Source organism: Bacteroides sp. OF03-11BH, assembly GCF_003604005.1.
Lineage (GTDB): Bacteria > Bacteroidota > Bacteroidia > Bacteroidales > Bacteroidaceae > Bacteroides > Bacteroides ovatus.
On record NZ_QTMW01000028.1, the window covers coordinates 25,065 to 37,167 of the forward strand.

Here is a 12,103-nt window from a genome sequence, read left to right on the forward strand (position 1 = left end):
AAAACATTACAATCATGCAACAGGAAGATGATTTGAGAGGGCTTGCACGGGTCATGGACTTTATGCGGGCTATCAGCATTCTATTCGTGGGAATAAACGTGTACTGGTTCTGTTACTCCACCCTGAAAGAATGGGGAGTGACCTTTGAAGTGATAGACAAGATACTGTGGAACTTCCAGCGCACCACCGGGCTGTTCTCATCCGTTCTTTGGACAAAACTTTTTTCGGTGGTGTTCCTCGCCCTGTCGTGTATCGGCACTAAGGGCGTGAAAGAGGAAAAGATAACGTGGACAAAGATACATTGCAGCCTTGCGGCGGGAATAACTTTGTTCTTTCTGAACTGGTGGCTGCTGGAACTTCCCCTGCCACATACGGCGGATGCCGTGTTTTATATCGCTACGCTGTCGGCGGGCTATATCTGTATGCTTATGGCGGGTACGTGGATGTCCCGGTTGTTGAAGAACAACCTAATGGATGATGTCTTTAATACCGAGAACGAAAGTTTTCAGCAGGAAACAAGGCTTATCGAGAACGGGTATTCGGTAAATCTGCCTACCCGTTTCTACTATAAGAAGAAATGGAATAACGGCTGGATAAATGTCGTGAACCCGTTCCGTGCCAGTCTTGTACTGGGAACACCGGGTAGCGGTAAGTCGTATGCGGTGGTAAACAGTTACATAAAACAGCAAATCGAGAAAGGCTTTGCGCTCTACTGCTATGATTATAAGTTCCCCGATTTGTCGGAAATTGCTTATAATCATCTGCTTAACCACTTGGATGGCTACAAGGTAAAGCCGAAGTTTTACGTTATCAATTTTGACGCCCCCCACAAGAGCCACCGATGCAACCCGATAAACGCCAGCTTCATGTCGGACATTGCGGATGCCTATGAAGCCAGCTACACGATAATGCTTAACCTCAATCGCTCTTGGATAAGCAAACAGGGCGACTTCTTCGTGGAAAGCCCGATTATTCTTTTGGCGGCTATAATTTGGTATCTCCGTATCTATCAGGACGGTAAGTATTGCACGTTCCCCCATGCCATTGAACTGTTGAATAAGAAATACGCCGATGTATTCACCATTTTGCGTAGCTACCCCGAACTGGAAAACTACCTTTCCCCGTTCGTGGATGCTTGGGAATCAGATGCCCAAGAGCAGTTGCAGGGGCAGATTGCCAGTGCGAAAATCCCGCTTTCAAGGATGATTTCACCCGCCCTTTACTGGGTAATGACGGGGGATGATTTTTCACTTGACATCAACAACCCGAAAGAGCCTAAAATCTTGGTTGTCGGCAACAATCCTGACCGCCAAAATATCTACTCGGCAGCACTGGGATTATATAATTCCCGTATCGTGAAGCTGATAAATAAGAAAGGTCAGCTTAAAAGTTCGGTGATAATAGATGAATTACCGACTATATATTTTCGTGGGCTTGATAATTTGATTGCCACCGCCCGAAGCAACAAGGTTGCGGTTCTGTTGGGCTTTCAGGATTACAGCCAGCTTACCCGTGATTACGGGGACAAGGAAAGCCGGGTAATCCAAAATACGGTGGGTAACGTGTTCAGCGGTCAGGTAGTCGGTGAAACGGCGAAAATCCTTTCCGAGCGTTTCGGAAAGGTGTTGCAGAAACGGCAGAGCATGACAATCAACCAGCGGGAGAAATCCACCTCGATAAGCACCCAAATGGACAGCCTGATACCCGCCAGCAAAATATCCAATCTCACGCAAGGTATGTTCGTGGGGGCTGTGGCGGACAACTTCGATGAACGGATAGAGCAGAAGATTTTCCACTGCGAAATCGTGGTGGACAATGAAAAGGTGAAGCGGGAAACCGCCCGTTACGTGAAGCTGCCGCAGATAATCGACTTCACCGACAAGGACGGCAACGACCGGATGCAGGAGGAGATACAAGCCAACTATGACCGCATCCGTCAGGAAGTCCGGCAGATTGTCGAGGACGAGATAACCCGGATTAAGAACGACCCGGAGTTATGCCACTTGATTAAAGAGGAAGAATAAATAATGAAATAGGATAGCGGAATTTTTCTGCTATCTTATTTTTTGTGCATTATCCAATCTTCTATGGCAATACGAAATCATTGCTAAAATTTCCAAAGCATCTTGTTCTGTTATGTTCCAGCTAATTTTAGGTTCGTGAGCTTCAGGATTTCTAAACATTCCACATAATCCTTTTAAAAGGTTACAAAATCCTTTATGCTCGTCTATTTCAGATTTTGACTGGAAATTGTTTATAATTAATATAGGTGTATTACTAAATACATACTCTATTAGCTTGTTCCCGTCTTCATTATACAATGACAAGTCCCTAATTCTATCAAATAAACCTTTGTTTGCTTCAAAGACAGCATGAAAATAGTTGTTTGTTAGCAACTCAGCCTTACAATATTTAAAGAGAGCCAAATGTGCGTTGCGGTTCTCTAATTTTGTTTTTAGGTTTTCTGCTTTTTGCTGCGCTTCTGAAATCGTTTTAGCTTGAATTATTTCACTAAATTTTCCTGTTTCATTTAGTTGATAGCCGATAAACGCTAATTGTTGATTTATTGCATTTCTTTTTTCTGTAAACTCGTACTCATTATTTACAAATTTGGCAGGAGATAAAGCTAATTGAATAAAATAAAGTATTTTGTTAGAACACTGATGTGTGTTTTGGTAATTTGCAAAAGCACTATATAACCTTTTCCATTTGGTATTTTGTGAATCAATATCTTCAATTTGAGATTGTTGTAAAAGGTATTGTATTTCACTTCCCGTTAAGCCATTACTTGTATCTCCCAATATTTTGGCGATACCTTCTAACGTAGCTTGAGTAAAACATCTTCTTTTCACAATTGCCATAATTATATACTATTCCGATAAATTTCAAATTTAACCAGTATTTCGTGTAGGTTCTCCAATGCTTCCACAGCCTTGCCTATCGGCGGCATCTTGCTTTTGTCAAAGGTCAGTTTCTTCAAATCGGTAATGTACGCCGTAGCCACTTCGGGTAACGCCATGACCGCTTCGGCATCCTTGAATATTGGTGCATCAGCCAGCGACAAGTGCGAACGGGAGTTTTTGTTTAGCCCGTCCTCTATCGTCACCCGGTACATGGCATCCAAGAAATCTTCCGAATGTAGGTAATCGTTATATTCCTGATTGTGGTAGAGTGCCGACAAGTCGTAAACGTCACGGATATGCTTTGCCAACAGTGCGGCTGCATCCTCATTGTAAGACAGCTTTACCAGCCTTGAAACCTTGTCGCAGATAGTCTTTCGGGGATTGATGCACTGCGTTTCAAAACTTCCCAGCCCGTAGGTGCTTATCAGTTCCTCTTGCCCGATACTTTCAAGAAAGGCGGTCACAATCGATTTGATAACCCGCTTGTCTGCCGGGTAGAACATTAGTTTTTTGTCCGGCAGGTCACAAGACTTTATTTCTACTTCCAAATGTTCTTTCAGTCCCACACCCTGAAATATATTGTCATAAGAAAAATACAGTTTGCGGTAATTACCGCCCGTTTCCGACAAATCTTCCTTGTATATGTCACTGTTGAGTTCGGCTATGTATTTGGAAAGTTTCTTGTTTAATGTCTTTTCCGCCTGCTTGGACGCACCTTTATCTCCCGTGAACACGAACAAGTCCAAATCTTCCGAGAAGCGTTCTATCAGCCCGTAGGCTTTGGAAAGTGAAGTCCCGCCTTTGAAGTAGGTCTTATCCGCATATTCGGACATGGAAATATCCCGCAGTATCTTCGATACCCAGTAATCCTTTTCCACGTGCGACTGCTCGTAGCCGAAATGTTCAGCCGCCAGTGCGATGATTTCCTTGAACGCTTCCTTGTCCGAATGTAAATTCATATTTCTGTCCTATGCCGTTTTATAATCCAAGTTGAACCGTGTTGTGGGAAGAATGGTCTTTGCCATTTCCGTTTGCAATACGGTTTGTCTGATGTCGCCCAGTATGTCCGCCACCACCTTTCTGACACGTGGCGGGTAACTTTTCGCCAAAGATACGATTTTTTCCAGTTCCGGCAGGCTGTACCCGTTAAAATATTGGCTTTTGACCCGGTTGTAGATGTCCTGCCCGGTTGTTCCGGGTATGCGCTTCATGTCCTTTATCGCATCGAGCAGCCGCAAGTACGGGACAAGGCTTTCATCCGGGTAGTCCATGCAGTAGGCTTTCACGCACTCCACGTCCAAATTTTTGAAGCGGAAACGGCGAACCGGGTTTGGAGTGGCTATCGTTATGGTTGTGGCGACCTGTTCGGTCAGCCCCATTTTATTATAGACGTAAGCCCCCGTGATATAGCCGTTCAGTTTTTCGGTAAGATAACGAAACTGTTCATCCTGATAGACGGGCAGCTTCCCCAATCCTAAGACCGATTTCTTGGGGCGGTAGTACGCCCCTTTTTCAACCCGTACCAGTACCCCTTTGCGGCTCTGTTCGGAGAGCAGCACCGCAACATTGGCGGTCTTTTCCGTTTCAAACGACAAATCCCGGAACGTGAATATACGCCCGGTATCTATCCGTTCAATCTGCCCAAGTATCTCTTTCCTGAATGAAGCCATATTTATGTACTTTGTTTCTATACTGCAAAGATAGTATATTATGTAATCACCTGCAAAAACATAACAAATATTTTGCCGAAGATGTTTTTATTTCTCCAACTGTTGGTTGGATATTTTCATCTGCCACGGACAAATCGGGACAGTTCAGGACAAATTCGGACAGCCCTTGTCGCCCGTCCAAATATTGCATATTTAGTCGCTACCTTTGGGCGGGACTATTCCCGTAACCACTAAAATTCCAATTATTTATGGCAAACAGAATGACCCCGCCCGTAGAGGGGCAGGAAAAAGACGTGCTGCTGGTCTTGGATAAACAGCAGGGAAAGGTGAGTGCCGTTAAGGGTATCGACAAGGACGGCAATTTGCAGACCGTACCGCCCACTACCGGACATGGCGGCGAGTTCATGCAGGTGGACAAGAACAGCGATGTGTTCAGCAACTTCATTTCCAATTTCTTCCGCAAGTTTCAGGACACTTCCGGACTGGAACTTTTCAGTGTTAAGGCTTCCGAAGTGGAGCAGAACGCAAAGGCAATCGAGGACAACCACCGCAACCCCACGCCGGAGGGCGACAAGCGGGCTGAAATGTTACAAGTTCCGAAGCCCGACTTCCACGAGTTCAAGCAGGGCTACCGCTTCGACCCGTCAAAAATAGACTGGGAGAACCTGAAAAAAGTCGGTATCACCGCCGACCCCCTGAAAAACACAAAAGACTTCGACCGGGTGATGCGTGGCTACAAGTCCCGCAACACCTACACCGTTTCGGGGACGGTGGGCGGCTTCTACCTGAAACCTACCGATGTCAAGCTCTCTTTCTATCAGGCAAAGAACGGCACGGTAGTACCCAAGCTGCACGGCGTGCAGCAGGACGAGAAACTGTTGCAACGCCCGTTCCACGAACACGGGTTCACCAAGCAGGAACAGGGCAACTTGCAAGGCACTGGCAACTTGGGCGGCATCGCTGAAATCAAAGACCCGAAAAGCGGCGAGCAAATCCCCGTGTCCGTCAGCCGGGACAGGTACACGCACGAACTGGAGTATATGCGGGCTGACAAGTGGAAATGCCCCGACACCATTTGCGGCGTGCAAGTCAGCCCGGAACAGAAAGCCGCCTTTGAAGCCGGGCAAGCAGTGAAAATGGAAAACCTGCAATTCAGGGACGGCACAAAGCGCAGTGCCTATTTGCAGGTCAGCGCAGTGGAACGTGGCTTGGAGTTTCTGCCCCGTGCCGCCGTCCAGTTCTTGCAGCTGGGACAGCAGCCCGGAGAACAGCAGGTAGCCGGGATAAAGGACGGCAAGGGCGTTGAGTTCAACGGTCATGTGCAGCCCGGCGCACAGGGCAAATCACCCGACAAGGTGAAGCCGAAAGACGTTACCCCCGCCGCCGAGAGCCGGACGCAGGTAGCGGTCAATTCGGAGGGCAAGACCAACGAAGCCACCAAGCGGGGCAAAGAGCCGCTGAAACAGGGTCAGGACAAGCCCACCGCCAAGCAGAAAGAGAAGCAGGACAAGAGCCTGAAAGCGGACAAGCCCAAGAAGTCCAAAGGAATGAAATTATAAAAGTATGCAGCTAATCTATATTATAGCTATTCCGCTTGCCGTCCTGATTTTCTTCATAGTCCTTTCTTTAAAAACTGACTGGAAAGAAATAGACAGGCACAACCGCCAGTATTACGTGGGCGGCTATCATATTTATTATGACCGTAAAATTTTACGGAAAATCAAGTCAGTAACAAACCATAAAAAAGAAACAATATGATTGCATTGATAGCAGAAAAGCCCAGCGTGGCAAAAGACATCGCCCGCATCATCGGTGCGACCGGGCGTAATGACGGTTATCTTTCCGGCAACGGGTATATGGTGACATGGGCGTTCGGCCACTTAATCCAGCTTGCCATGCCGGAAGCCTACGGCGTGGCGAACTTCCGCAGGGAGAGCCTGCCCATACTGCCGCCCGATTTCCAGCTAATCCCCCGTCAGGTGAAAGCGGAGAAAGGCTACAAGGCAGACCCCGGCGTGTTGAAACAGTTGAAAGTGATAAAGGAAGTTTTCGACCGATGCGACCGGATTATTGTCGCCACCGATGCCGGGCGTGAGGGTGAGCTAATCTTCCGTTATATCTTCCATTACCTGAACTGCCGGAAACCATTTGTGCGCCTGTGGATAAACAGCCTTACCGACAAGGCAATCCGTGAGGGGCTGGATAACTTGCAGCCGGGCGAATGTTACGATAACCTCTACCTCTCTGCCAAATCCCGCAGCGAAGCGGACTGGCTGATAGGGATAAACGCCACCCAAGCGTTGAGCGTAGCCGCCGGGCAGGGGGTGTTCTCGCTGGGGAGGGTGCAGACACCCACGCTCGTGATGATATGCAGCCGCTATTTGGAGAACAAGAATTTCGTACCCGCCAAGTTTTGGCAACTCAAAGCGGCGACCGCCAACGGGGGAATGGTTTTCACCGCCCAATCGACCGCCAAGTGGGAACAGCAGCCCGAAGCCATAGCCGCCCTGCAACGGGTAAAGGATGCCGGGCAGCTTGTAGTGAAATCCGTTGAGAGGAAAGAAGCCAGCCAAGAACCGCCCTTTTTGTACGACCTTACCACGCTGCAAAAGGAAGCGAACACGAAACTGGACTTCTCGGCTGACAAGACGCTTTCCATAGCGCAAAGCCTGTATGAAAAGAAAGTGATGTCCTATCCGAGAACCGGAAGCCGCTATATATCGGAGGACGTTTTCGATGAAATGCCGGAGCGTGTCGCCCTGTTAGGGCAATACCCCCGCTTTGCCGGGTATGCCGCCGGGCTGGACGGCACACCCCTGAACCGCCGCAGCGTGAATGACGGCAAAGTGACCGACCACCACGCCTTAATCATTACCGAGAACCTGCCCGGTGAACTCTCCAAAGACGAGCGGGCGGTTTACGAACTGGTAGCCGGGCGTATGCTGGAAGCCTTTTCGGGCAAATGCGTGAAAGACGTTACCACCGCCATATTGTCGGCTGGAGATACCGATTTCACGGTAAAAGGGTCTGTGATGAAATCAGCAGGCTGGCGTGTGGTGTTCGGCGAGCAGGAAACGGGTGGGGATGAAGAAGCCGCCAGCCTGCCGCCGCTCCAAGAGGGAGAATATTTGCCACTCTCCGGCGTGGATCTGCTCGAAAAGCAGACCAAGCCGAAACCGCTGCACACGGAAAGCAGCCTGTTGGCGGCAATGGAGAACGCAGGCAGGGAACTGGAAGATGCCGAACTGAAAGCCAGCCTGAAAGATGCCGGGATAGGCACGCCCGCCACCCGTGCGGCGATTATCGAAACGCTGTTCGCCCGCCAGTACATCGTGCGTGAGAAGAAGAACCTTGTGCCTACCGACAAGGGGCTTGCCGTTTACAGGATTGTCAAGGACAAGAAGATTGCCGATGTCGAAATGACGGGTATGTGGGAAACCGCCCTTACCAAGATAGAAGCGGGAAGCATGGATGCCGACACGTTCCGAAAGGGTATCGAGGTGTACGCAACGCAAATCACGGCGGAACTACTTTCGGTGCAGTTATCTATCGCCAATGGCGAAACTTGTCCCTGCCCCAAATGCAATAACGGACGCATCCTGTTCTACCCGAAAGTGGCGAAGTGTTCCAACGTCGATTGCACGCTAACCATATTCCGCAACAAGTGCGACAAGCAGCTTTCCGACAAGCAGATTGTCGAACTGGTGACGAAATGCAAGACTGGGCTAATCAAGGGCTTCAAGGGCAAGAACGGTAAGGCTTTCGATGCTTCGCTTGTGCTGGACGAACAGTTCAATGTCGGTTTTTCATTCCCCGAAAAGAAAGCGAAACCGAAGAAATAGCCTATCTTTGCCACTGAAATTTCATTGTGATAGGTTTTACAACTTATAATAATTGAAATTTTAGTGGTTGCGCCCGGCGGGAACCGGGCGCATTTTTTATACGTTCCCGCCAAACAGGTAGGTCGAACAGACCACCCCGTTATCCAGCACCCTGCTTTCCGAGAGTTTCCAATGTGAGCCGGATGTTTCCCCGATAAAGCCGATGCCTTTGCCCGCCATGACCGGAACGGTGTATATTGTCAGGCTGTCCAGCAACCCGGCTTTAATCAATGAAGTAAGCAGCTTGCCGCCGCCCACCACCAGTATGTCGGTTTCCTGTTTCAGTTCATAAATCCTTTGCAGCGGTTCTTCGGTCAGGAACTCCACGCCGCAGTCCGGCGTCACGTTGGTGTCGTAGTGTGACACCACAAAAGACCGTTTGCTTTTGTGCGGCCACCCGCCCCAGTGTTCAAAGATGTAGTTGTAGGTGTTCGCCCCCATAAGCAGACAATCTGCATCCAAATAGTATTTGCCAACGATAGCTTTTACTTCATTGGGCAACCAGTCCAGTTCCTTGTCTAAGGTAGCTGTATGTCCGTCAAGAGATACGGCGATATGCGCTTTAATTTGTTTCATCCTATCAGGTATTAAACAGTTGATAATCTTTTTTCAAACTGTCCGCTGCTACCTCAAAAAAAGAAGCGTGAACTTACACTGCTCCACTACGAGGCACTGGCATACCCAAAGAAACGAAACAGGCAAGTCCACGCTATGACAAAGCATAGCATAGACATTGCGCTGAAAATCCCGTTTCTTTTGAAAAGTGCCAGTTTTCGTAGTGAGATATTCGGCGAACGAATATGTTATATATAATGACGATATTGCAGCCGAAACTGTTCAACCGCCGTTATTCTCTTATGTTACTTTTGCAAAAGTAGCGAAAATCACCGAAATAACCTTGCAAATAATAGAAATCCTGCCTTATTATCATAACAAGACAGGATTTAAAGAAGAAAATATATGATATTGATTATCACTCAATCCGTACGTTCACGGATTAACTTGTGTATGTCGCTTGCACGATAGAAATATTTTCCGTCTAACGTCAAGTAAGGCAGTATTCCTTTCTTCCGGTAACGTTGCAAGGTTTTGGTACTCACTTTCAGCATAAAGCACAAATCCTGATTGTCAAGGAGTTTTTCGCCGTTCAGGTAATTGTGACCGCTTAACAGACGGTCTATCTTTTTGTCCTGCATATCGAGCCTATCCATGATACGCTCCATCCAAGCCACGAAGTTTTCTTTATCTATATACATAAGGCTACCGGATTAAATAAGACCTATCATAAAATAGCTTTGGTTCACCGGGTCTTTAATGATAATCTCCCGTTCACGCATAAAGCGGATATAACTCTTTGCGGTGCGTTCCTTGACATCCAAGACCTGCTGTAATTGTTCGCAAAGGTCTATATAGGTGATATGTGTCTGTCGCCCGAAAATGTCACGGGCAACGCCTACCAGTTCCCTTTCCTTGCGCTTCTCCTTTTCCTCACGGGGTTTCTCACCCTTGTAAACGTGCATCCTGGCTTTTTTGTCCCACGCAAAGAGCATCAGAGGAACGTCCAGCGGGCTTCCGTCCCTTACTTTCAGGGCTTTTACCACCGACTGGGCGGGTTCATCGTCTTTCTCTATCGAAAGGATTGTAGCCGCCTTGCGCTGCAACTCGCTACCCAAATGTCCCCGCAGCTTCAAGCCGTTCGGAACGAAGTGCAGCACACAAAGAATACAGGTGTTGTAGATGCCCGCCAACCGATAAAGTTCATCTATCACCGCCACGCTTTCCGCTTCATCGTTGGCACTCTTTACAAGGTCTGCGATGCCGTCAATGACGACCAACTGAATGCCGCCATACTGGTAATAGAACTTATCCATGCTCTGCACAATGGCGTTCAAGCGTTCTTTACGTGACATACCTGTAAGACAAAATGCTTTCAGTTCATCGGGTTTGTCCGGCTGTTTAGCACGTGCCAGCAGGTTGCTTACATTCTTGAACAGTTGCACTTCCGACTGTTCGGTATCATAGAGCAAAACCGCCTTGTGCCTGCCGTTGGCGGTTATCTGTACGCCCAGCGTATCTACTTCCGCACCAGCCGGGCAGATACACCCTGCCACGATTGCGGCTACATAATTGCTCTTTCCCGTTCCCTCGCCCCCGGTGATGCCGAACAGGTTGCCTTGTGTTCCTAACGGAACGTCACCCGCTGAAATAATTTCTTGCGCTTTGGCAGGCGGGTTGTTGAAATCTATCTCGCATGATTTTAGCATAATCAATGTGTCGCTATACAGGTTGTCTAAAAATTCGATAAACAGTTTCAGGAAATCTTCACGGGTGTTCCCGGCTTTGAAGTAGTCGGATATGTCCTTTTCCTCTTTCGTTCCCGGAAGCGGTAGCAACAGACGTTTCACGCCAAATTCTTCCAATAGCTTTTCCTGCTTGCGTGAACTTTCCTTGCCCGTTTTATCCATATCGAAAAGTAGGATGATGTGTTTGAAACGGAATGTTAGCCGATAAACCAGCGTAGGCGGGATAGTCACCGTTTCGCTATTGAAGCAGATAGCATTAAAACCGCGTGCCGTCAGCGAAAGCACATCTTTCTCGCCACCCGTGATAAAGAGCGTATCGCCTTTGGCGGGCAGTTGTTCCAGTCCGAAACAGTAGTTTTCGCCGAAGCTGCCGCCGTAGAGGAAGCGGGGTGTGGAGAACGGACGGTACAGTTTGATGTGCTGCTTGCCCTTGTAGCCGTACATGGGTTCTGCCACAGATGAAGTGTAGGTGTACGGTTTCCCCTCTGCCGTTTCGCTGTTGTACTCCCGGAGCGAACAGACCTTGTAATGTTCCAGCAGTTCGGGCGTGATGCCGTACTGTTGCCAGTACACTAATTCGGCAAGCGGCAATTTCTGTTCCCGGAACTGGTAGGGCTTGACGGGCTTTTCGGGTGTTTCTTCGGGTTTGTCCGGCACTGCCCGGCAGACGGTTGCCGGGGGAATGGAAACCGGAGTGCCGGAAGCCAGCCCCAAGCCCAAATCCCGGTCGATGGTTTCCAGTATTTCCACGAAGTCAGCCGCCCGGTTGCAGTCCAGCCCCTTTAACTGCCCCACGAGGAAGAAACAGTCGCCGCTGTAACTGTCATTACCGAAGTCTTTCATCTTGTACATACCGCTATGGCGGTCAAAGTAGATATTACAGGATGCTTTCTTATCCTGATAAAGAGGATTAAGAAAGTGCCTGCCAATACGCCAGTCACCGGGTAAGTAATGTTTGAAAACAAGCAGACCGTTATTTGTTCTGCTTAGAATTTCTTCTTTCCTTAACATATTTCTGATGATTGGTTATCAGTTCATTTATACACTCCTTATCACGCTTAATCAGGCGCTCTTCCAACATTCGCTTTACTTCCTTAATCTTGTAAAAGTAATGCCCCTTGATGTCGGAGTAAGAAATCATTCCTGCCGCCCGTAGGCGTTGTAAAGTACGGTCACTGATTTTCAGGAACGTGCAGACTTCGTAACTATCCACCCAAATTTCATCTTCATCAGTCTTGTTTTCGTCCAAGTGATTGAAAATGTAGTCTGCTATGGCGGTAATCTTGTTGTCAAGTTCCTTATAGGCTTTTGACTCAAATGTTATAATCTCCATATTGCTAACTTAT

Annotated in this window: 11 protein-coding genes; 4 read left to right on the forward strand and 7 right to left on the reverse strand. The window is 48.1% G+C overall.

What is annotated here, in order from left to right; all coding sequences use genetic code 11:
* The first annotated feature begins 14 nt into the window (after positions 1-14).
* On the forward strand, positions 15-2,024 hold the full coding sequence (mobC, locus tag DXA54_RS18510; RefSeq protein WP_120080311.1) for a conjugal transfer protein MobC: 2,010 nt from the start codon (positions 15-17) through the stop codon (positions 2,022-2,024).
* 30 nt (positions 2,025-2,054) lie between these two features.
* Here mobC and DXA54_RS18515 read toward each other — a convergent pair whose 3' ends face one another.
* From DXA54_RS18515 to DXA54_RS18525, 3 genes are read right to left on the reverse strand one after another with little or no spacing between them, the layout of a single operon-like run.
* Complete coding sequence (locus tag DXA54_RS18515; RefSeq protein WP_117809137.1) at positions 2,055-2,861, reverse strand: TIGR02391 family protein; 807 nt, start codon at positions 2,859-2,861, stop codon at positions 2,055-2,057.
* Between the two features lie 2 nt (positions 2,862-2,863).
* Positions 2,864-3,862, reverse strand: coding sequence for a nucleotidyl transferase AbiEii/AbiGii toxin family protein (locus DXA54_RS18520; protein WP_120080313.1), 999 nt, complete (start codon positions 3,860-3,862; stop codon positions 2,864-2,866).
* Between the two features lie 9 nt (positions 3,863-3,871).
* Entirely contained in the window at positions 3,872-4,573 is a 702-nt protein-coding gene (locus tag DXA54_RS18525; protein WP_120080315.1) for a DUF6088 family protein, read from the reverse strand.
* Positions 4,574-4,821: 248 nt separating this feature from the next.
* Here DXA54_RS18525 and DXA54_RS18535 point away from each other — a divergent pair, with 248 nt between their 5' ends.
* The 3 genes from DXA54_RS18535 to topB are packed head-to-tail and all read left to right on the forward strand — an operon-like array spanning position 4,822 to position 8,415.
* Positions 4,822-6,132, forward strand: coding sequence for a DUF3945 domain-containing protein (locus DXA54_RS18535; RefSeq protein WP_120080319.1), 1,311 nt, complete (start codon positions 4,822-4,824; stop codon positions 6,130-6,132).
* Positions 6,133-6,136: 4 nt separating this feature from the next.
* Entirely contained in the window at positions 6,137-6,331 is a 195-nt protein-coding gene (locus tag DXA54_RS28575; RefSeq protein ID WP_120080321.1) for a hypothetical protein, read from the forward strand.
* Positions 6,328-8,415, forward strand: a complete 2,088-nt coding sequence (gene topB, locus DXA54_RS18545; protein ID WP_120080323.1) for a type IA DNA topoisomerase — start codon at positions 6,328-6,330, stop codon at positions 8,413-8,415. The genes DXA54_RS28575 and topB overlap by 4 nt, the downstream gene beginning before the upstream one ends.
* A gap of 96 nt (positions 8,416-8,511) precedes the next feature.
* Here the strand turns inward: topB and DXA54_RS18550 are convergent, their stop codons facing one another.
* From DXA54_RS18550 to DXA54_RS18570, 4 genes are all read right to left on the reverse strand, one after another.
* Positions 8,512-9,030 (reverse strand): dihydrofolate reductase family protein, encoded by a 519-nt coding sequence (locus DXA54_RS18550; RefSeq protein ID WP_120080325.1) that lies wholly within the window; start codon positions 9,028-9,030, stop codon positions 8,512-8,514.
* 401 nt (positions 9,031-9,431) lie between these two features.
* Positions 9,432-9,710: a helix-turn-helix domain-containing protein gene (locus tag DXA54_RS18560; RefSeq protein WP_004325472.1), complete on the reverse strand. Its 279-nt coding sequence runs from the start codon at positions 9,708-9,710 to the stop codon at positions 9,432-9,434.
* Positions 9,711-9,722: 12 nt separating this feature from the next.
* Positions 9,723-11,768, reverse strand: coding sequence for a bifunctional DNA primase/helicase (locus tag DXA54_RS18565; protein ID WP_120080329.1), 2,046 nt, complete (start codon positions 11,766-11,768; stop codon positions 9,723-9,725).
* A complete protein-coding gene (locus tag DXA54_RS18570; RefSeq protein ID WP_004325475.1) occupies positions 11,731-12,090 on the reverse strand; it encodes a helix-turn-helix domain-containing protein in 360 nt (119 codons plus the stop codon). The genes DXA54_RS18565 and DXA54_RS18570 overlap by 38 nt, the downstream gene beginning before the upstream one ends.
* Between the last annotated feature and the right edge of the window lie 13 nt (positions 12,091-12,103).

Excerpts from the sequence above, each read along its gene's own strand:
- mobC (WP_120080311.1), top strand. The coding sequence starts at position 15 with ATGCAACAGGAAGATGATTTGAGAGGGCTTGCACGGGTCATGGACTTT.
- DXA54_RS18515 (WP_117809137.1), bottom strand. The coding sequence starts at position 2,861 with ATGGCAATTGTGAAAAGAAGATGTTTTACTCAAGCTACGTTAGAAGGT.
- DXA54_RS18520 (WP_120080313.1), bottom strand. The coding sequence starts at position 3,862 with ATGAATTTACATTCGGACAAGGAAGCGTTCAAGGAAATCATCGCACTG.
- DXA54_RS18525 (WP_120080315.1), bottom strand. The coding sequence starts at position 4,573 with ATGGCTTCATTCAGGAAAGAGATACTTGGGCAGATTGAACGGATAGAT.
- DXA54_RS18535 (WP_120080319.1), top strand. The coding sequence starts at position 4,822 with ATGGCAAACAGAATGACCCCGCCCGTAGAGGGGCAGGAAAAAGACGTG.
- DXA54_RS28575 (WP_120080321.1), top strand. The coding sequence starts at position 6,137 with ATGCAGCTAATCTATATTATAGCTATTCCGCTTGCCGTCCTGATTTTC.
- topB (WP_120080323.1), top strand. The coding sequence starts at position 6,328 with ATGATTGCATTGATAGCAGAAAAGCCCAGCGTGGCAAAAGACATCGCC.
- DXA54_RS18550 (WP_120080325.1), bottom strand. The coding sequence starts at position 9,030 with ATGAAACAAATTAAAGCGCATATCGCCGTATCTCTTGACGGACATACA.
- DXA54_RS18560 (WP_004325472.1), bottom strand. The coding sequence starts at position 9,710 with ATGTATATAGATAAAGAAAACTTCGTGGCTTGGATGGAGCGTATCATG.
- DXA54_RS18565 (WP_120080329.1), bottom strand. The coding sequence starts at position 11,768 with ATGTTAAGGAAAGAAGAAATTCTAAGCAGAACAAATAACGGTCTGCTT.
- DXA54_RS18570 (WP_004325475.1), bottom strand. The coding sequence starts at position 12,090 with ATGGAGATTATAACATTTGAGTCAAAAGCCTATAAGGAACTTGACAAC.